Consider the following 18,328-nt stretch of genomic DNA (forward strand, 5'->3'; position numbering starts at 1 on the left):
GTGTCGTCGGCGCGCGGCGGTGCCGCGCGCATCCATCGGTCAGGAGAGGGCCATGTTCAATGCAGTCATCGACGCACCGTTCGGCAAGGTCGGCATCCGCACGGACGCCGCGGTGGTGCGCGAGATCGTCTACCTGCCCGAATCGGTGAAGTCGGTCGAGCCGGATTCGCCGCTCGCGACGCGCGCGGTCAAGCAGATCGAACGTTATTTCGAGCGCGCGTCGGCGCGCTTCGACCTGCCGCTCGCCGAAGTCGGCAGCGCGTTCCAGCATCGCGTGTGGGACGTGATCAGCGATATCCCGCCCGGCACGGTGCTGACCTACGGCCAGGTTGCGAAGCGGATCGGCAGCGCGCCGCGCGCGGTCGGCCAGGCGTGCGGCGCGAACTACTTCCCGCTCGTGATCCCGTGCCATCGCGTCGTCGCGGCGAGTGGCCTCGGCGGCTTCGCGAACCACGACGACAACGGCTATTACCAGAAAGTGAAGCGCTGGCTGCTGGCGCACGAGGGCGTGCCGTACTGATGAGTGAACCGCTGATTTCCCCCGAAGCCGACGGCGATGCTGCCGCGGCGTCCCCTGCGCTGCTGGCGAGCCGCGCGTCGATCGACGTGTTTTGCGATGCGCTGTGGCTCGAGCACGGGCTCGCGCGCAACACGCTCGACGCGTACCGGCGCGATCTGGCGCTGTTTTCCCAATGGCTGGCTGAGACGCATGACACGCCGCTCGATTCGGTGGACGAAACGATGGTGACGGGCTACATCGCCGCGCGCAGCGACGGCAAGGCGACGTCGTCGAACCGGCGGTTGTCCGTGTTCCGGCGCTATTACGGCTGGGCCGTGCGCGAGCATCGCGCGAGCGCCGACCCGACGTTGCGGATCACGTCCGCGAAACAGGCCGCCCGGTTTCCGTCGACGTTGTCGGAGGCGCAGGTCGAGGCGCTGCTCGGCGCGCCCGACATCGACACGCCGCTCGGCCTGCGCGATCGCACGATGCTCGAGCTGATGTATGCGAGCGGGCTGCGCGTGAGCGAGCTCGTGATGCTGAAGACCGTCGAGGTCGGGCTCAACGAGGGCGTCGTGCGCGTGATGGGCAAGGGCTCGAAGGAGCGGCTCGTGCCGTTCGGCGAAGTCGCGCACGGCTGGATCGAGCGCTATCTGCGCGATGCGCGGCCGGCGCTGCTAGGCGCGCGCGCGGCCGATGCGCTGTTCGTGACCGCACGCGGCGACGGGATGACGCGTCAGCAGTTCTGGAACATCATCAAGCGCCACGCGCAGCACGCGGACGTGCGCGCGCACCTGTCGCCGCATACGCTGCGGCATGCGTTTGCGACGCACCTGCTGAACCACGGCGCCGACCTGCGCGTCGTGCAGCTGCTGCTCGGTCACAGCGACATCTCGACCACGCAGATCTATACGCACGTCGCGCGCGAGCGGCTGAAGACGCTGCACGCGGAACACCACCCGCGCGGTTAGCGCACGTTTCGCGGCGCGGGCGCCGGCGGGCGCGCCGGCCCGCCTGCCTCAGACCAGCTCGCGCAGCTTGTGTTTCAGCACCTTGCCCGTCGACGCGGCCGGCAGCGCGTCGAGCACGCGCAGGTGCGCGGGGCGTTTGTAAGGCGCGAGCCGTTCCGCACACCATGCGTGCAACGCCGCTTCGTCCGCCGTCGCACCGGGCACCAGTTCGACGAACGCGAGCACTTCCTCGTTGCCTTCGACCGCGCGGCCGATGACGGCCGCCTGCACGACGTCCGGATGCGCGTTCAGCACCTGCTCGACTTCGACCGGATAGACGTTGAAGCCCGACCGGATGATCAGCTCCTTGCTGCGGCCCGCGATCGTCACCGCGCCGTCCGCCTCCTGCCGCGCGAGATCGCCGGTGCTCAGCCAGCCGTCCGGCGACACGGCCGCGCGCGTGGCGTCTGCGTTGCGGTAGTAGCCGAGCATCACGTTCGGCCCACGCACACGGATCTCGCCGACTTCACCCGGTGGCACGTCGGTGCCGTCCGGCGCGACGATCCGCATCTCCACCCCGGGAATCGGCACGCCGACCGAGCTGTCGGTGCGTGGCGCGTCGAGCGGCGTCTGCGTGATCGTCGGGCTGCTTTCGGTCATCCCGTAGCCGTTGTGCAGCGGCACGCCGTACAGGCGCTCGACGCGTGCCTTCAGGTTCGCGTCGAGCGGCGAGCCGCCCGAATACGCGAAGCGCAGGCGCGGTGCGCGCCATGCGTGGCCGTGCGTGTGCAGGTGTTCGAGCAGCTTCGCGTGCATCGCGGGCACGCCCTGGAAGATCGTGACGCCTTCGTCGGCGAGTGCGACGCGCACGGCTTCCGGCGAGAAGCGCGGGACGAGCCGCAGCGTCGCGCCCGCGTACAGGCTGCCGAGGCAGACCGACGCGAGCCCGTACACGTGCGACACGGGCAGCACCGTGTAGACGACGTCGTCGGGCGACACGCGACGCAGCGTGCTCGATGTCGCCGCGATGAACAGCAGGTTGCGATGCGACAGCATCACGCCTTTCGGCGTGCCGGTCGTGCCGGTCGTATAGATCAGCGCCGCGCATTGCGCGGCACCGTCGGTGGCGACCGGTTCGCCCGGCGCGCTCGCGTCGACGCGATACGACCATGCGCCGATGTCGACCGGCAGCGCGCCGGCAGGCGTCGCGCCGTGCCGTGCGGCATGGGTGCGCGCGTCGGGCGATGCGTCGGTGGTGAACGCGATCAGTTTCGGACGCGCGTGCGCGGCGATCGCGTCGAGTTCGCTGGCCGACAGCCGCGCGTTCGACATGAGTGCCCACGCGTCGAGGCGCGCGACCGCGAACAGCAGCACGATCTGCGCGACGCAGTTTTCGGCGACGATCATCACGCGGTCGCCGCCTTGCACGCCGAGGTTGGCGAGCCGTGCGGCCGCCGCATCGACGGCCTGCGACAGCTCGCCGTACGACAGGCGGCGCGCGTCCTCGATCAGTGCCGGATGCGCGGGCGCCTGCGCGGCCCAGCGTGCGGGCACGTCGGCGATGCGGCGAGGCAGCGCGGCGAGCAGCGCCTCGACGTCGAGCGGCTCGGAAGAACGGAGGGACGAGGACATGGCGTCTCCAGAAAAGGGGCGGGCGGCGGCTGACGAGGTTGGCGAACGATCGTGCCATGACGGCACGCGCGCCACAATCGGCCATTCGGGCAATAGCGCTTCGCGATGTCCGCAATGATGATGGACGGAATCGTTGCGGCGACGCAGCAGGCCGCCCGGCGGAAAACGGGCCGCGAGTATACCGCCGGCGCAGGTGCGAGTGCGTCATTGCGCGCCCGCCGGTCGTTCGCCATTAAAATGCCGCCATGAGCAAATCCAGACATGTGTCCGAAACCCCGGCTACCCAGCTGTTGCGCCGTCATGGCGTTGCGTTCGGCGAGCATCCGTACGACTACGTCGAGCACGGCGGCACCGGCGAATCGGCGCGCCAGCTCGGCGTCGACGAGCACAGCGTCGTGAAGACGCTCGTGATGGAAGATGAGCACGCGAAGCCGCTGATCGTGCTGATGCACGGCGACCGCACCGTATCGACGAAGAACCTCGCGCGGCAGATCGGCGCGAAGCGCGTCGAGCCGTGCAAGCCCGAGGTCGCGAACCGCCATTCGGGCTATCTCGTCGGCGGCACGTCGCCGTTCGGCACGCGCAAGACGATGCCCGTCTACGTCGAGGCGACGATCCTCGAACTGCCGACGATCTACCTGAACGGCGGCCGTCGCGGCTACCTCGTCAGCCTCGCGCCGGCCGTGCTCACGTCAGTGCTCGGCGCGCAGCCCGTGCAGTGCGCGAGCGTCGACTGAGGGTTTCACCTTCGTGGCAGGCCGCGCGCGTTCGGTAGAATGGGCGCCGTTTCGGCCCGCCACGCGCAGCCGTCCCTTTACCGATACGTTGAAAGAAGAGTCCTCCGCATGCAGATCCTGCTCGCCGCCCTCATTGCCTACCTGATCGGTTCGGTGTCGTTCGCCGTCGTCGTCAGTGGCGCGATGGGCCTGGCCGACCCGCGTTCGTACGGGTCGAAGAATCCCGGCGCGACCAACGTGCTGCGCAGCGGCAACAAGAAGGCCGCGATCCTGACGCTCGTGGGCGACGCATTCAAGGGCTGGATTGCCGTCTGGCTCGCGCGGCACTTCGGCCTGCCCGAGGTCGCGGTCGCCTGGGTCGCGATCGCCGTGTTCCTTGGCCACCTGTACCCGGTGTTCTTCCGCTTCCAGGGCGGCAAGGGCGTCGCGACCGCGGCCGGCGTGCTGCTCGCCGTGCACCCGGTGCTCGGGCTCGCGACCGCGCTGACCTGGCTGATCGTCGCGTTCTTCTTCCGCTATTCGTCGCTCGCGGCGCTGGTGGCGGCCGTGTTCGCGCCGGTGTTCGACGTGTTCCTGTTCGGCACGGGCCACAACCCGGTCGCGTGGGCCGTGCTCGCGATGAGCGTGCTGCTCGTGTGGCGTCACCGCGGCAACATTTCGAAGCTGCTGGCGGGGCAGGAGAGCCGGATCGGCGACAAGAAGAAGGCGGCCGCTGACGGCGGCGCACAGGGCGGCGGGAAGGCCTGAGGAGGCGCGGCGCTTGCCGCATGCCGGGCGCGCCGCGTGTGCGGGGCCCGGCAGGATGACGTGACGGATCGTCTGGCGATCAGTCGCGGAAGTTGTTGAAGTCGAGCGGCGTGTCGGTCACGTCCTTGCGCAGCATCGCGATCACGCTTTGCAGGTCGTCGCGCTTCGTGCCGTTCACGCGCACCGCGTCGCCCTGGATGCTCGCCTGCACCTTGATCTTGCTGTCCTTCACGAGCCGCACGATCTTCTTCGCGAGATCGCCCGACACGCCCTTCTTCACGGTGACGATCTGCTTGACCTTGTCGCCGCCGATCTTCTCGACCTTGCCGTAGTCAAGGAAGCGCACGTCGACGTTGCGCTTGGCCAGCTTGCTGATCAGTACGTCCTTGACCTGGCCGAGCTTGAAATCGTCGTCGGCGAACAGCGTCAGCTCGCGTTCCTTCTGCTCGACACGTGCGTCGGAGCCCTTGAAGTCGAAGCGCGTCGAAATTTCCTTGTTCGACTGCTCGATGGCGTTCTTCACTTCGATCATGTCTGCTTCGGAAACGACGTCGAACGATGGCATGGTTTTCTCCCTTGAGATGCGGCACCCGGCTCGCGCGCGGGCACTCGCTATAATTGCGGACTGTTTGCCATTTTACCGATGCCCCTCCGTTTGCCCAAGGCCGGCCATGCGCCGCCCACGCAGACGTGACCGCGAATGCCGATGCCTCCTGACGATTCCGCCCTGTCGCTGCTTCCCGACTATCCGCTTACCGCGCACAACACGTTCGGCATCGCCGCGACCGCGCGCTTTGCCGCGCGCATCACGCATGCGTCGCAGTTCGAGGCGCTCCATCGCGACCCGCGCGTCGCGAACCTGCCGCAGCTCGTGCTCGGCGGCGGCAGCAACGTCGTGTTCACGCGCGATTTCGACGGCGTCGTGCTGCTGGACGAGATCGCGGGCCGTCGCGTCGTGCGCGAGGACGACGACGCGTGGTACGTCGAGGCCGGCGGCGGCGAGAACTGGCACGCATTCGTCGCATGGACGCTCGAGCACGGGATGCCGGGCCTCGAGAACCTCGCGCTGATTCCGGGCACGGTCGGCGCCGCACCAATTCAGAACATCGGCGCATACGGCCTCGAGATGAAGGCGTATTTCGACTCGCTGGTCGCGGTCGAGCTGGCGACGGGGCGCAGCGAGCACTTTGACGCCGCGCGCTGCGCGTTCGGCTATCGCGACAGCTTTTTCAAGCGGGAAGGGCGCGGCCGGTTCGCGATCGCATCGGTGACGTTCCGGCTGCCGAAGCAGTGGGCGCCGCGGCTCGGCTACGCGGATGTCACGCGCGAACTCGACGCGCACGGCATCGCACCCGATGCGGCCACGCCGCGCGACGTGTTCGACGCGGTCGTCGCGATCCGCCGTGCGAAGCTGCCCGATCCGCTCGTCCTCGGCAACGCGGGCAGCTTCTTCAAGAATCCGCTGATCGATGCCGCGCAGTTCGACGCGCTGCGCGAGCGCGCACCCGAGGTCGTGTCGTATCCGCAGCCGGACGGGCAGGTCAAGCTCGCGGCCGGCTGGCTCATCGACCGCTGCGGCTGGAAGGGGCGTGCGCTGGGCGCGGCGGCCGTACACGACCGTCAGGCGCTCGTGCTCGTCAATCGCGGCGGCGCGACGGGTGCCGACGTGCTCGCGCTGGCGCGGGCGATCCAGGCCGACGTGCACGCGCAATTCGGCGTCGACCTCGAGCCGGAACCCGTCTGCCTGTAATACGGGTTTCGCGCAGCTTTTCGCGCGCCCAAACAAAAAGCGCCGATCGTCGATCGGCGCTTTTTTCATGGATTGCCGGGTGCCGGCGCGTCAGTCAGTGCTTGAGGCGGCCGAGCAGCAGGAACTCCATCAGTGCCTTCTGCACGTGCAGGCGGTTTTCCGCTTCGTCCCACACGACGCTCTGCGGGCCGTCGATCACGCCGGCCGTCACTTCCTCGCCGCGGTGCGCGGGCAGGCAGTGCATGAAGAGGGCGTCCGGGTTCGCGTGACCCATCATTTCCTCGTCGACGCACCAGTCGGCGAACGCCTGCATGCGGGCTTCGTTCTCGGCCTCGAAGCCCATGCTCGTCCACACGTCGGTGGTGACGAGATCGGCGCCCTTGCACGCTTCGTTCGGATCGTCGAACACTTCGTAGAACGGTGAGCTGTCGGGCGACACGAGCTTCATGTCGAGCGCGTAGCCGGGCGGCGTGGACAGGCGCAGCTTGAAGCCGAGGATCTGCGCGGCTTCGATCCACGTGTAGAGCATGTTGTTCGCATCGCCGACCCACGCGACGGTTTTGCCGGCGATCGGGCCGCGGTGCTCGTAGTACGTGAAGATGTCGGCGAGCACCTGGCACGGGTGATATTCGTTCGTCAGGCCGTTGATCACCGGTACGCGGGAATTGTCCGCGAAACGCTTGATGACCTCCTGCTCGAACGTGCGGATCATGATGATGTCGACCATCCGCGAGATGACCTGCGCGGAATCCTCGACGGGTTCGCCGCGGCCGAGCTGCGTGTCGCGCGTGCTCATGAAGACGGCATGGCCGCCAAGCTGGAAGATCCCGGCCTCGAACGACAGGCGCGTGCGCGTCGAGCTCTTCTCGAAGATCATCGCGAGCGTGCGGTCGTGCAGCGGGTGGTAGGTCTCGTAGTTCTTGAACTTGCGCTTCAGGATACCCGTGCGCTCCAGCACGTACTCGTAGTCTTCCAGCGAGAAATCCTTGAACTGCAGGTAGTGACGAATGGTTTTGGCGGTCATGAAGCAGGATGCAGCGGGATGTCACCCGGCAGCGAGGCCGGACGGCGCCGCCGTCGGGTGTGGATAACTCAAAGCAGCATAAAGGATTTTCTGTGCTTTGACGAGCCGTGGAGAGAAGCGGGGCACGATCGCCGCGCGCGGCTGGCGGTGCGGAAGGCGGGGTGTCGGGGCGACGCGCGATGGCGCGCTGCGGTATAATTCGAAAGTTTTCTCCAGCCCGGCAGGCAAGCCTCCTCGCGCTCTGCCGGACACAAGCCGTGCGCTGCACAAATCCGGTGCAGTCTACCGGCGGCGCGCGTCGACGTCCCGTTTTCGGGATATCGGAATGCTCGTGCCGCCGTCCGTTCCAGCTTTGTGTTCGCGTATCCAGGCGCCGTTGCCTGGACATCGCCGGGCCGTCACTTGGGTAACCACATGGCTGAAACCCCTCCGACCGAATTCTTCATCCAGGGCATCACGAAAGACGGGAAAAAGTTTCGCCCGAGCGACTGGTCGGAACGTCTGGCCGGTGTGATGGCCTGCTTCGGACCGGGGGCGAGCGGGCGGAACGCGCGTCTCCAGTATTCGCTCTATGTGCGTCCGACGATGCTCGGCGACCTGAAATGCGTGATCCTCGATTCCCGGTTGCGCGACGTCGAGCCGATGGCGTTCGATTTCGTGCTGAATTTCGCGAAGGACAACAACCTCGTCGTCACCGAGGCGTGCGAACTGCCGGACTACAACGAGAAGAAGTGATGCCGGCCTGGGTGAGGGCGCTTGTCGCGCCCGCCCAGGCAAATGTCGCGGCCCGCACGATGCGCCGGCGACAGGCGACAAAAAAGCCCGCCTAGGCGGGCTTTTTTGCGATCGCAGGAAACAGGAACGCCCGCGTGAGCGGGCGCACCGGATTTACGCTGCTGCCTGCAGACCCTTGACGGCTGCGGCCAGGCGGCTCTTGCTGCGAGCGGCCTTGTTCTTGTGAACGATCTTCTTGTCGGCGATCGTGTCGATCGTCTTGACGGCAGACTTGAACAGCTCTGCAGCCTTTGCCTGGTCGCCGGCGTCGACAGCCTTGCGAACAGCCTTGATCGCGGTACGGAATTTCGAGCGCAGCGCCGAGTTGTGCGAGTTTGCCTTCGCGGCCTGGCGGGCGCGCTTGCGTGCTTGTGCGGAGTTAGCCATGACGGTTCCTTATCCTGTCCTGTTTCCAGAGCTTGGAGCCTGACGGCCAAGCGCTGCTTTTCGATCCGTCCCCTGAGAACGATTGCCCAGGGGCGCATAAAAAAACGGTGATTTTAACCGAGGCAGGGACATGAAAACGGCAGTTGCCGTGCATGTACGAGCCCAGAAACCGGCGATTATAGCAACAAAATCAAGCGCGTGGCAAGTTTAACGTGACTCCCGCCAGTCGGGGCGCCGGCGGCTTGTGCGCTTTTCAGCATCGGCCGCTGGCCGGGTCGCGCAACGTCCGTATAATAAGCGCCCCATGAATCTATTCCGAGCCCTGCTGACGGTCAGCGGCTTCACGCTGCTGTCGCGCGTGACCGGACTGGCCCGCGAGACGCTGATCGCCCGTGCGTTCGGCGCCAGTCAATACACCGACGCGTTCTACGTCGCCTTCCGTATCCCGAACCTGCTGCGCCGCCTGTCTGCAGAAGGCGCGTTCTCGCAGGCGTTCGTGCCGATCCTCGCCGAGTTCAAGAACCAGCAGGGGCACGATGCGACGAAAGCGCTGGTCGACGCGATGTCCACCGTGCTCGCATGGGCGCTTGCCGTGCTGTCGGTCCTCGGGATCGCCGGTGCGTCGTGGGTCGTGTTCGCGGTCGCGTCCGGCCTGCACACCGACGGGCAGGCGTTCCCGCTCGCGGTCACGATGACGCGGATCATGTTCCCGTACATCGTGTTCATCTCGCTGACGACGCTCGCCTCCGGCGTGCTGAACACGTACAAGAGCTTCTCGCTGCCCGCGTTCGCGCCGGTGCTGCTCAACGTCGCGTTCATCGGCGCGGCCGTGTTCGTCGCGCCGCACCTGAAGGTGCCGGTGTTCGCGCTCGCGTGGGCCGTGATCGTCGGCGGCGTGCTGCAGTTCCTCGTGCAGCTGCCGGGCCTGAAGAAGATCGACATGGTGCCGCTGATCGGCCTCAACCCGCTGCGCGCGCTGCGCCACCCGGGCGTGAAGCGCGTGCTCGCGAAGATGGTGCCCGCGACGTTCGCGGTGTCGGTCGCGCAACTGTCGCTGATCATCAACACCAACATTGCGTCGCGGCTCGGGCAGGGCGCCGTGTCGTGGATCAACTACGCCGATCGTCTGATGGAATTCCCGACGGCGCTGCTCGGCGTCGCGCTCGGCACGATCCTGCTGCCGAGCCTGTCGAAGGCGCACGTCGATGCCGATTCGCACGAGTATTCGGCGCTGCTCGACTGGGGGCTGCGCGTCACGTTCCTGCTCGCGGCACCGAGCGCGCTCGCGCTGTTCTTCTTCGCGACGCCGCTCACCGCGACCCTGTTCAACTACGGCAAATTCGACGCGCATACCGTGACGATGGTCGCGCGCGCGCTCGCGACCTACGGGATCGGCCTCGTCGGCATCATCCTGATCAAGATCCTCGCGCCGGGCTTCTATGCGAAGCAGGACATCAAGACGCCCGTGAAGATCGCGATCGGCGTGCTGATCGTCACGCAGATCTCGAACTACGTGTTCGTGCCGCTGATCGGCCACGCGGGCCTGACGCTGAGCATCGGCGTCGGCGCGTGCCTGAACTCGCTGCTGCTGTTCATCGGGCTGCGCAAGCGCGGCATCTACCAGCCGTCGCCGGGCTGGCTGCGCTTCTTCGTGCAGCTGATCGGTGCGACGCTCGTGCTTGCGGGCCTGATGCACTGGCTGTCGATCAGCTTCGACTGGACCGGGATGCGCGCGCAGCCACTCGATCGCATCGCGCTGATGGCCGCGTGCCTCGTGCTGTTCGCTGCACTATATTTCGGTATGTTGTGGGTGATGGGCTTCAAATACGCTTATTTCAGAAGGCGCGCCAAGTGACGACCGCAATGACCCGCGTCCTCGACTACTTCAGCACGCTCGTGGCGGACGACGACAGCCTGCCCGTCACGGAAGCGGCGCTGTCGCTGGCGCAGGACGCGTATCCCGACCTCGACCTGCAGGGCACGCTGGCCGAACTCGACATGCTGGCGGCGCGGCTGCGCCGGCGGTTCGCCGACGATACGGACCTGAAGGGCCGCGTCGCCGCGCTGAACGATTTCTTCTTCCGCGAGCTCGGCTTCGCGTGCAATCACAACGATTACTACGACCCCGATAACAGCCACCTGAATGCCGTGATGAAGCGGCGGCGCGGGATCCCGATCTCGCTGTCGGTGCTGTATCTGGAGCTCGCCGAGCAGATCGGCGTGCCGGCGCGCGGCGTGTCGTTCCCCGGCCATTTCCTGCTGCGTGTCACGCTGCCGGACGGCGACCTGATCATCGATCCGGCCAACGGCCATTCGCTGTCCGAAGCCGAGATGGTCGAGATGCTCGAGCCGTACGTCGCGCGTGCGGCCGGTGCGGTCGACAGCGCGTTGCGCGCGCTGCTGCAGCCGGCGACGAGCCGCGAGATCATCGCGCGGATGCTGCGCAACCTGAAGACGATCTATCTTCAGACGGAACGCTGGCAGCGGCTGCTCGCGGTGCAGCAGCGGCTCGTGATCCTGTTGCCCGAGCACCTCGACGAAGTTCGCGATCGCGGTTTCGCGTATGCGCGGCTCGATTACCTGCGGCCTGCGCTCGAGGATCTCGAGCAGTATCTCGGCGAGCGGCCGGACGCGGACGACGCCACCGTCGTCGAGTCGCAGGTGACCGAATTGCGGCAGCGGATGCAGCGCGACGGCGAGGATTGAGCCGCCGCCGTGCTTGCCGGCACCCTGCATGAAAAACGCCCGCGCTGCGGGCGTTTTTTTTGCGTGCTTATTTCGGCTGCATCCGGATCGCGCCGTCGAGGCGGATCACTTCGCCGTTGAGCATCGGATTCTCGACGATCTGGCGCACCAGCAGCGCGTATTCGGCCGGTTTGCCGAGCCGGGGCGGGAACGGCACCATCGCGCCGAGCGCGTCCTGCACGTCCTGCGGCATGCCGAGCAGCATAGGCGTCTCGAACAGGCCGGGCGCGATCGTCATCACGCGGATGCCGCTGCGCGACAGGTCGCGTGCGATCGGCAGCGTCATGCCCGCGACGCCGGCTTTCGATGCCGCATACGCGGCCTGGCCGATCTGTCCGTCGAATGCGGCAACCGACGCGGTACTCACGATCACGCCGCGCTCGCCTTCCGCGGTCGGCGCGGTGGCGGCCATCGCGGCGGCGGCGAGCCGGATCATGTTGAACGTGCCGACGAGATTCACGTTGATCGTCTTCGCGAACACGTCGAGCGGATGCGCGCCGTCCTTGCCGACGGTCTTCGCGGCCGGTGCGATGCCCGCGCAGTTCACGAGGCCACGCAGCGTGCCCGCGCGCGTGGCCGCGTCGACGGCTGCCTGCGCGTCGGCCTCGCTCGACACGTCGCAATGCACGAAGCTGCCGCCCAGCTCGGTCGCGAGCGCGGTGCCCGCCGCGTCGTTCAGGTCGGCGAGCACGACCGTGCCGCCTGCCTGCGCGAGCATCCGCGCCGTGCCGGCGCCGAGGCCCGATGCCCCGCCCGTGATCAGAAATACGTTGCCGCGAATTTCCATGACTGTCTCCGTGTCGACCGCCCTTGGCGCTTTAGCGCCTGGGGAGGTCCCATGCAAGGCGGTCGACCGCCGTTGGCGCTTTAGCGCCTAGGGAGGTCCCATGCAAGGCGGTCGATCGCTCTTGGCGCTTTAGCGCCTAGGGAGGTCCCATGCAAGGTGGCCGATCGCTCTTGGCGCTTTAGTGCTTGGGGCGATCCTATGCAAAGCGATCGACCGCCCTTGGCGTTTTACCGCCTAGGGCGATCCCATGCAAAGCGGTCACCCCCTGGCGCTTCGGTGCCTGTTGCGGTTCCGCGCAAAGCCGTTGCCTGGTTCGATGCCGCGCGATTGGTTGAAATTGAAATGCCGGCACGTCCGGCACTCGACCGATTGTACGGGGCACCTTCCGGCGGCGGCGAGACCCGAACGGTCGTGCGAATTCCGTCCGGGCAAAAAAAAGCCGCCCGAAAAGGGCGGCTCGCGGGTGCGCGACGCGCGGCTTACTTCAGTGCGCCAAACGCGCGCTCACGGATCTCGTCGACGCCGCCGAGGCCCGAGATCTTGCGATACTGCGGGGCCTTCAGGCCGTTTTCCTCGCCGCGCTGCGCCCAGTCGCCGTAGTACGTGATCAGCGGCTTGGTCTGCGCTTCGTACACTTCGAGACGCTTCTTGACGGTTTCTTCCTTGTCGTCGTCGCGCTGGATCAGCGGCTCGCCCGTCACGTCGTCATGGCCCTCGACCTTCGGCGGGTTGAACTTGACGTGGTACGTGCGGCCCGATGCCGGGTGCGTGCGGCGGCCGCTCATGCGCTCGATGATTTCCGAGAACGGCACGTCGATCTCGAGCACGTAGTCGATCGCAACGCCGGCTTCCTTCATCGCGTCAGCCTGCGCGATCGTGCGCGGGAAACCGTCGAACAGATAGCCGTTCGCGCAGTCGGATTCCTTCAGGCGCTCCTTGACGAGGCCGATGATCAGCGCGTCCGGCACGAGCTTGCCGGCGTCCATGTAGCCCTTTGCCTCGACGCCGAGCGGCGTGCCGGCCTTCACGGCCGCGCGCAGCATGTCGCCCGTCGAGATTTGCGGGATGCCGAACTTTTCCTTGATGAAGTTTGCCTGGGTGCCCTTTCCCGCGCCGGGCGCGCCCAACAGGATCAAACGCATGGTGATATCTCCAGTATGTAGATTCGTGTGGCGAGACGCAAAAAGCGCCGGCGACGGCGTGCGCGGGGCTTGCCTGGCGCGTGGCGGACCGGTCTGATGCGGCGCGTCGGGTTGAGCGACGCGCGGCTGCCGGCAGGGCCGCGGGCGGGGTCAAGCGAGGACGCGCTGGTCGCGGACGGCTCGCACAATCGCCTGATTATGCCACGGGTTATTTTGATCCCGGCTGAAAAAGGGCCTGCACGCGTGCGAGATCGGCCGGCGTGTCGATTCCGGCTTCGGGCGCGGACTCGGTGATCAGCACTGCGATACGCTCGCCGTGCCACAGCGCGCGCAACTGTTCGAGCTGCTCGGCCTGTTCGATCGGCGCCTGCGCAAGCGTCGGATACGTGCGCAGGAAACGCGCGCGATACGCATAGAGGCCGATGTGCCGGTAGACCGGGAAAGCCGGCGCAGGCATGGCCGCGACGTCGGGCCAGTGCGGCTGGTACGCGTCCCGGCTCCACGGAATCGGCGCGCGCGAAAAGTACAGCGCGACGCTCTGCGCATCGAGCGCGACCTTCACGACGTTCGGGTTGAACACGTCGGCCGCATCGTGGATCGGGTGGGCGGCCGTCGCAATCGCGCAGGCCGGATGCGCGGCGAGGTGCGACGCTACGTCGCGCACAAGTACGGGGTCGATCAGCGGCTCGTCGCCCTGCACGTTGACGACGACGGTGTCGTCGCTCCACCCGAACGTCGCCGCGACTTCCGCGAGCCGGTCGGTGCCGGACGGATGGTCGGCACGCGTCAGCACCGCTTCGAAGCCGTGATCGCGCGCCGCATCGAGCACGCTCTGCGCGTCGGACGCGACGAGCACCTGCTGCGCGCCCGCTTCGCGCGCGCGCTCGGCGACGCGCACGACCATCGGCTTGCCGCCGAGATCGGCGAGCGGCTTGTTCGGGAGCCGCGTCGACGCGAGCCGGGCGGGAATGACGGCGATGAAGGGTTGCGGGTGAGTCATCGGGAAGGCGCGGTGAGAAGAGCGGAGCGGGCGGCGCGTCTGGCGCGGGTCGCCCGGCGGGGTTCGGCGCCTGGCCGCGGGCGGGCCGCGGCTCGGGGCGGGCGGCTTAGCGGCCGGCCGGGTCGACCGGCGTGCCTTCGACGGTCTGGCGCGCTTCGTCGACCAGCATCACGGGGATGCCGTCGCGGATCGGGTAGGCGAGCTTGTCCGCGTTGCAGATCAGTTCCTGCGCGGCACGGTCATAGTGGAGCGGGCCTTTGCAGATAGGGCACACAAGGATTTCAAGCAGGCGAGCGTCCACGGAGTTTCTCCACAACGAGGGCAATGAGGCGAGGATCGAGCGCGGCTTCGACGGGGACGACCCACAGTCGAGCATCGCGCCAGGAAGCGCCCAATTTTACTGCATCCTTCTCGGTGATCAGGATCGCATCGACGGCGTCGTCGACGAACGGATTGTCGGCGAATGCGTAGTGGTCGGGCAGCGCGCGTGTCGCGGGCGCGAGACCGGCCGCGCGCAGCGTTGTGAAGAAGCGTTCCGGTGCGCCGATGCCGGCCGCGGCGAGCACGCGCTCGTGCGCGAATTGCGACAGCGGGCGGCGCAGCGCGGGCTGGTCGAGGTGCCACGCGGCGCCCGGCGTGAGCGCGAGTGAATAGGTGTCGGGCCACGGCGGCAGCGCGCCGCTGTACGGATCGTTGACGAGCGTGGCGTCGCGGTGCCGCGACAGCGGCTCGCGCAACGGCCCGGCCGGCAGCAGGAAGCCGTTGCCGCCGAGCCGGTGATCGAACACGACGAGCTCGACCGTGCGTGCGAGGCGGTAGTGCTGCAGGCCGTCGTCGCTGACGATCACGTCGACGTCCGGATGCGCGGCGCGCAGCGCCTGCGCGGCCGCGACGCGATCGGGGCAGACCCAGACGGGCGCGCCGGTGCGGCGTGCGATCAGGAGCGGCTCGTCGCCGCCCGTGCTGGCGCGCGACGCGGGCGTGACGGCGGTCGGCGCCTTCACGTTCGCGCCGTAGCCGCGCGACACGATGCCGGGTGTGAAGCCGGCCGCGCGCAATGCGTCGACGAGTGCGATCACGGTCGGCGTCTTGCCGGTGCCGCCGACGGTCACGTTGCCGACCACGACGACGGGCACGCCGACGTCGACCGGCTGCTTCCAGCCCTGCGTGTAGGCGGTGCGCCGCAGCGCCGCGCACAGGCCGAACACGCACGCGAACGGCGTGAGCGCCCACGCGAGTGCGCCGCGGCGCTGCCATTCGCGCGTCAGGCGCGCTTCGAGCCGGGCGAGCGGGCCGTCGGGCGCGCTCATCGGGCCGGGCGCGGCATGTCGTGCGCCGCGGCGTGGGACGGATTCGTCAAGGCGGATTCTCCGTTGGGCGGCGCATGCCGCGGGGTCTGCGGAAGGCGGCACTCTAGCGCGCCGCAGGCGGGCGCGGCAAGCGCGACCGGCCGCCGCAGCGTACGGGGCCGGATCGCGGTGGCTTGTGGATAACTCTGTGAAAAACTCCTCGCTCGATGGTGTCAAACGCCCGCCGGGTGGGCCTCGAATCGGATGAGAATCATTCAGAAAGGTTTAAAAATATATAAAAATCAATGTGTTATGGGGAATTGTCTGGATTTTTCAGCGGTTTTCACGCGTTTTAGACCGATGATTGCCAAAGTGTGGACACCTTCCGAATGTCACCGCGCATGCGTCTGCCGCTGGACGTCGCGCGCGTGTCGGACTATCGTGTCGCCGCCAGCATTCATCCGACCGTCCATGCCTTCCGACTCCCCATTTGCCGCACCGGGCGCGACCCGCGGCGGCGACGAAGTGATTCCCGTTTCGGCGCTCAATCGTGCGATTTCGACGATGCTCGAGCGCTCGTTTCCGCTGCTGTGGATTTCGGGCGAAGTGTCGAATTTCACGCGCGCCGCGAGCGGCCACTGGTATTTCTCGATCAAGGACCAGCAGGCGCAGATGCGCTGCGTGATGTTCCGCGGCCGCGCGCAATATGCGGAGTTCACGCCGCGCGAAGGCGACCGGATCGAAGTACGTGCGGTCGTCACGATGTACGAGCCGCGCGGCGAAGTGCAGCTCAACGTCGAGGCCGTGCGGCGCACGGGCCAGGGGCGCCTGTACGAGGCGTTCCTGCGGCTGAAGGCGCAGCTCGAGAGCGAGGGACTGTTCGCGCCCGAGCGCAAGCGGCCGCTGCCGGCCCACCCGCGCGCGATCGGCATCGTCACGTCGCTGCAGGCCGCCGCGCTGCGCGACGTGCTGACCACGCTCGCGCGCCGCGCGCCGCACATTCCGGTGATCGTCTATCCGGCACCCGTGCAGGGCGCCGGTTCCGCCGAAAAGCTCGTCGCGGCCGTCGAGACCGCCAATGCGCGCCGCGAGGTCGACGTGCTGCTGGTCTGCCGCGGCGGCGGCTCGATCGAGGATCTGTGGTCGTTCAACGACGAAGCGCTGGCGCGCGCGATCGCGGCGAGCGAACTGCCGGTCGTCAGCGGCGTCGGGCACGAAACCGATTTCACGATCGCCGACTTCGCGGCCGACGTGCGTGCACCGACGCCGACCGGCGCGGCCGAGCTCGCGAGCCCGCAGCGCGCGCTGCTGCTGCGCGAGGTCGGCGAGCGCCAGCGCGCGCTCGCGCGCGGCATGGAGCGTCGGCTCGAACAGCGCGCGCAGCAGCTCGACTGGCTCGCCCGCCGGCTGGTGAGCCCGGCTGAACGGCTGCAGCGGCAGCGCACGCACGTCGAGCAGCTCGCGGTGCGGCTTGCGTCGGCGGCATCGCGGCCGGTGCGCGACGCACGCGCGCGTTTCGCGCTCGCGCAGTTGCGCTGGCAGCGCGCACGGCCCGATCCGTCGCAGGCGCGCCAGGCGCTCGCGGGGCTCTCGCAGCGTCTTGCGCTGGCCTTGCAGCGCCGTCACGAACGCGACACGGCTCGCGTGTCAGCCTGTGCGGCAAGGCTCGAGGTGTTGAGCCCGCAGCGCACGCTCGAGCGCGGCTATGCGGCGCTGATCGATGCACAGACGGGCCGCGCGGTGCGCACGCCGAACGCGCTGAAGCCGCAGCGCCGCCTGACCGTGCATCTCGCGGAAGGCTCGGCCGACGTGTCGCTCGCCGATGTGCAGCCGCGGCTGACCGATACGATCTGATGTAACCGGCGCGCGCGCCGCGACGGTCGCGCAACCGGCAAACCGCGCGCCGGAACGGGTGCTGCGCAGCGCCGGCTCGTCCGGCCGGACGTTGCGTCAACATCGCTTTTCCGCATACCGCGGATAAATGGCCCGTGAGTTTGCGGGGTTATTCGTCCTCGCCTACAATCGGACGCTCGGCAGCATTCAACACAAGCCTCCCTACATACTCAACGAAGGAATCGCCATGGCTCATACGCTCCCGCCGCTCCCGTACGCTGAAGACGCACTCGCGCCGACCATCTCGCTCGAGACGATCCAGTACCACTATGGCAAGCACCATCAGGCTTATGTGACGAACCTGAACAATCTGATCCCGGGCACGGAATTCGAAAACCTGTCACTGGAAGAGATCGTGAAGAAGTCGTCGGGCGGCATCTTCAACAACGCCGCGCAAATCTGGAACCACACGTTCTTCTGGAACAGCCTGTCGCCGAACGGCGGCGGCGCACCGACCGGCGCGCTGGGCGACGCGATCAACGCGAAGTGGGGTTCGTACGACGCATTCAAGGAAGCGTTCACGAAGGCAGCAGTCGGCACGTTCGGTTCGGGCTGGGCATGGCTCGTGAAGAAGGCTGACGGTTCGCTCGACATCGTGTCGACGAGCAACGCAGCGACGCCGCTGACGACCGCCGACAAGGCACTGCTGACGATCGACGTGTGGGAACACGCGTACTACATCGACTACCGCAACGCACGTCCGAAGTTCGTCGAAGCGTTCTGGAACATCGTGAACTGGGACTTCGCAGCGAAGAACTTCGCGTAAGGTCCGGCGCCTGCGCGCCGCTACGGCGCGCGGCACCCAGCAAAAAAGCCCTCGTTTCGAGGGCTTTTTTTTTATCGCATGACCCATCCTGAAATAGGTTGACACTTTTTCGCCGAGGCGAGGAGGTGCCAGATGGAGCAAGGGATCAAGCGGACGCAGCGGGACTACAGCCTGGCTTTTAAGCTGTCGGTGGTGGTGCAAGTCGA

The 18,328-nt window shown here is 67.4% G+C and carries 19 protein-coding genes; 10 read left to right on the top strand and 9 right to left on the bottom strand.

All coding sequences use genetic code 11. From position 1 onward, the window contains the following. The first annotated feature begins 52 nt into the window (after positions 1-52). Both LGN19_RS19850 and xerD read left to right on the top strand, forming a co-directional pair. Positions 53-520, top strand: coding sequence for a methylated-DNA--[protein]-cysteine S-methyltransferase (locus LGN19_RS19850; protein ID WP_226216723.1), 468 nt, complete (start codon positions 53-55; stop codon positions 518-520). Further along, positions 520-1,470: a site-specific tyrosine recombinase XerD gene (gene xerD / locus LGN19_RS19855; protein ID WP_226216725.1), complete on the top strand. Its 951-nt coding sequence runs from the start codon at positions 520-522 to the stop codon at positions 1,468-1,470. The genes LGN19_RS19850 and xerD overlap by 1 nt, the downstream gene beginning before the upstream one ends. A gap of 48 nt (positions 1,471-1,518) precedes the next feature. On the opposite strand, the gene LGN19_RS19860 is transcribed toward xerD, so the two are convergent. Further along, entirely contained in the window at positions 1,519-3,081 is a 1,563-nt protein-coding gene (locus LGN19_RS19860; RefSeq protein ID WP_226216727.1) for a class I adenylate-forming enzyme family protein, read from the bottom strand. A gap of 245 nt (positions 3,082-3,326) precedes the next feature. Between LGN19_RS19860 and ybaK the strand changes: the two genes are divergently transcribed. Both ybaK and plsY read left to right on the top strand, forming a co-directional pair. Continuing rightward, positions 3,327-3,818: a Cys-tRNA(Pro) deacylase gene (gene ybaK / locus LGN19_RS19865; protein ID WP_174955467.1), complete on the top strand. Its 492-nt coding sequence runs from the start codon at positions 3,327-3,329 to the stop codon at positions 3,816-3,818. A gap of 108 nt (positions 3,819-3,926) precedes the next feature. After that, positions 3,927-4,565: a glycerol-3-phosphate 1-O-acyltransferase PlsY gene (plsY, locus tag LGN19_RS19870; protein ID WP_043190071.1), complete on the top strand. Its 639-nt coding sequence runs from the start codon at positions 3,927-3,929 to the stop codon at positions 4,563-4,565. Positions 4,566-4,644: 79 nt separating this feature from the next. Here plsY and LGN19_RS19875 read toward each other — a convergent pair whose 3' ends face one another. Next, entirely contained in the window at positions 4,645-5,130 is a 486-nt protein-coding gene (locus LGN19_RS19875) for a YajQ family cyclic di-GMP-binding protein (protein ID WP_122946117.1), read from the bottom strand. A gap of 135 nt (positions 5,131-5,265) precedes the next feature. On the opposite strand from LGN19_RS19875, the gene murB reads away from it, so the two are divergent. Continuing rightward, positions 5,266-6,315: a UDP-N-acetylmuramate dehydrogenase gene (gene murB, locus LGN19_RS19880; protein WP_226216729.1), complete on the top strand. Its 1,050-nt coding sequence runs from the start codon at positions 5,266-5,268 to the stop codon at positions 6,313-6,315. 94 nt (positions 6,316-6,409) lie between these two features. Here murB and argF read toward each other — a convergent pair whose 3' ends face one another. Next, a complete protein-coding gene (argF, locus tag LGN19_RS19885) occupies positions 6,410-7,339 on the bottom strand; it encodes an ornithine carbamoyltransferase (protein WP_226216730.1) in 930 nt (309 codons plus the stop codon). A 414-nt stretch (positions 7,340-7,753) separates the two neighbouring features. Between argF and LGN19_RS19890 the strand changes: the two genes are divergently transcribed. Then, positions 7,754-8,074 carry a DUF3579 domain-containing protein gene (locus LGN19_RS19890; RefSeq protein WP_122946115.1) on the top strand — a complete coding sequence of 107 codons (321 nt, stop codon included), beginning with the start codon at positions 7,754-7,756 and terminating at the stop codon, positions 8,072-8,074. A 153-nt stretch (positions 8,075-8,227) separates the two neighbouring features. Here the strand turns inward: LGN19_RS19890 and rpsT are convergent, their stop codons facing one another. Further along, positions 8,228-8,500 (bottom strand): 30S ribosomal protein S20, encoded by a 273-nt coding sequence (rpsT, locus tag LGN19_RS19895; RefSeq protein WP_039368270.1) that lies wholly within the window; start codon positions 8,498-8,500, stop codon positions 8,228-8,230. 304 nt (positions 8,501-8,804) lie between these two features. On the opposite strand from rpsT, the gene murJ reads away from it, so the two are divergent. After that, entirely contained in the window at positions 8,805-10,355 is a 1,551-nt protein-coding gene (gene murJ / locus LGN19_RS19900) for a murein biosynthesis integral membrane protein MurJ (RefSeq protein WP_122946114.1), read from the top strand. Positions 10,356-10,363: 8 nt separating this feature from the next. After that, complete coding sequence (locus LGN19_RS19905) at positions 10,364-11,206, top strand: SirB1 family protein (RefSeq protein ID WP_175223431.1); 843 nt, start codon at positions 10,364-10,366, stop codon at positions 11,204-11,206. Positions 11,207-11,273: 67 nt separating this feature from the next. Here the strand turns inward: LGN19_RS19905 and LGN19_RS19910 are convergent, their stop codons facing one another. The 5 genes from LGN19_RS19910 to lpxK form a co-directional block, all read right to left on the bottom strand. After that, positions 11,274-12,032 (bottom strand): SDR family NAD(P)-dependent oxidoreductase, encoded by a 759-nt coding sequence (locus LGN19_RS19910; RefSeq protein WP_122946113.1) that lies wholly within the window; start codon positions 12,030-12,032, stop codon positions 11,274-11,276. A gap of 479 nt (positions 12,033-12,511) precedes the next feature. Beyond that, complete coding sequence (adk, locus tag LGN19_RS19915) at positions 12,512-13,174, bottom strand: adenylate kinase (RefSeq protein WP_043190056.1); 663 nt, start codon at positions 13,172-13,174, stop codon at positions 12,512-12,514. 208 nt (positions 13,175-13,382) lie between these two features. Next, complete coding sequence (kdsB, locus tag LGN19_RS19920) at positions 13,383-14,174, bottom strand: 3-deoxy-manno-octulosonate cytidylyltransferase (protein ID WP_059665170.1); 792 nt, start codon at positions 14,172-14,174, stop codon at positions 13,383-13,385. Between the two features lie 106 nt (positions 14,175-14,280). Beyond that, the gene (locus tag LGN19_RS19925; protein WP_010090898.1) at positions 14,281-14,475 is read right to left on the bottom strand and encodes a Trm112 family protein; all 195 of its coding nucleotides are present in this window, start codon (positions 14,473-14,475) and stop codon (positions 14,281-14,283) included. Continuing rightward, positions 14,456-15,484 carry a tetraacyldisaccharide 4'-kinase gene (gene lpxK, locus LGN19_RS19930; RefSeq protein ID WP_226216732.1) on the bottom strand — a complete coding sequence of 343 codons (1,029 nt, stop codon included), beginning with the start codon at positions 15,482-15,484 and terminating at the stop codon, positions 14,456-14,458. Before lpxK ends, LGN19_RS19925 begins: the two co-directional genes overlap by 20 nt. Before the next feature lie 450 nt (positions 15,485-15,934). On the opposite strand from lpxK, the gene xseA reads away from it, so the two are divergent. Together xseA and sodB are read left to right on the top strand one after the other, a co-directional pair. Beyond that, a complete protein-coding gene (gene xseA, locus LGN19_RS19935) occupies positions 15,935-17,317 on the top strand; it encodes an exodeoxyribonuclease VII large subunit (RefSeq protein ID WP_122946111.1) in 1,383 nt (460 codons plus the stop codon). Between the two features lie 226 nt (positions 17,318-17,543). Further along, positions 17,544-18,122, top strand: coding sequence for a superoxide dismutase [Fe] (sodB, locus tag LGN19_RS19940; RefSeq protein WP_011352986.1), 579 nt, complete (start codon positions 17,544-17,546; stop codon positions 18,120-18,122). Positions 18,123-18,328 lie beyond the last annotated feature (206 nt).

Source organism: Burkholderia sp. AU30198 (assembly GCF_020419825.1).
Classification (GTDB): domain Bacteria; phylum Pseudomonadota; class Gammaproteobacteria; order Burkholderiales; family Burkholderiaceae; genus Burkholderia.

Excerpts from the sequence above, each read along its gene's own strand:
- LGN19_RS19905 (WP_175223431.1), top strand. The coding sequence starts at position 10,364 with ATGACCCGCGTCCTCGACTACTTCAGCACGCTCGTGGCGGACGACGAC.
- LGN19_RS19910 (WP_122946113.1), bottom strand. The coding sequence starts at position 12,032 with ATGGAAATTCGCGGCAACGTATTTCTGATCACGGGCGGGGCATCGGGC.
- LGN19_RS19875 (WP_122946117.1), bottom strand. The coding sequence starts at position 5,130 with ATGCCATCGTTCGACGTCGTTTCCGAAGCAGACATGATCGAAGTGAAG.
- LGN19_RS19890 (WP_122946115.1), top strand. The coding sequence starts at position 7,754 with ATGGCTGAAACCCCTCCGACCGAATTCTTCATCCAGGGCATCACGAAA.
- LGN19_RS19850 (WP_226216723.1), top strand. The coding sequence starts at position 53 with ATGTTCAATGCAGTCATCGACGCACCGTTCGGCAAGGTCGGCATCCGC.
- murB (WP_226216729.1), top strand. The coding sequence starts at position 5,266 with ATGCCGATGCCTCCTGACGATTCCGCCCTGTCGCTGCTTCCCGACTAT.
- xerD (WP_226216725.1), top strand. The coding sequence starts at position 520 with ATGAGTGAACCGCTGATTTCCCCCGAAGCCGACGGCGATGCTGCCGCG.
- ybaK (WP_174955467.1), top strand. The coding sequence starts at position 3,327 with ATGAGCAAATCCAGACATGTGTCCGAAACCCCGGCTACCCAGCTGTTG.
- kdsB (WP_059665170.1), bottom strand. The coding sequence starts at position 14,174 with ATGACTCACCCGCAACCCTTCATCGCCGTCATTCCCGCCCGGCTCGCG.
- xseA (WP_122946111.1), top strand. The coding sequence starts at position 15,935 with ATGCCTTCCGACTCCCCATTTGCCGCACCGGGCGCGACCCGCGGCGGC.
- murJ (WP_122946114.1), top strand. The coding sequence starts at position 8,805 with ATGAATCTATTCCGAGCCCTGCTGACGGTCAGCGGCTTCACGCTGCTG.
- lpxK (WP_226216732.1), bottom strand. The coding sequence starts at position 15,484 with ATGAGCGCGCCCGACGGCCCGCTCGCCCGGCTCGAAGCGCGCCTGACG.
- plsY (WP_043190071.1), top strand. The coding sequence starts at position 3,927 with ATGCAGATCCTGCTCGCCGCCCTCATTGCCTACCTGATCGGTTCGGTG.
- rpsT (WP_039368270.1), bottom strand. The coding sequence starts at position 8,500 with ATGGCTAACTCCGCACAAGCACGCAAGCGCGCCCGCCAGGCCGCGAAG.
- argF (WP_226216730.1), bottom strand. The coding sequence starts at position 7,339 with ATGACCGCCAAAACCATTCGTCACTACCTGCAGTTCAAGGATTTCTCG.
- sodB (WP_011352986.1), top strand. The coding sequence starts at position 17,544 with ATGGCTCATACGCTCCCGCCGCTCCCGTACGCTGAAGACGCACTCGCG.
- LGN19_RS19860 (WP_226216727.1), bottom strand. The coding sequence starts at position 3,081 with ATGTCCTCGTCCCTCCGTTCTTCCGAGCCGCTCGACGTCGAGGCGCTG.
- adk (WP_043190056.1), bottom strand. The coding sequence starts at position 13,174 with ATGCGTTTGATCCTGTTGGGCGCGCCCGGCGCGGGAAAGGGCACCCAG.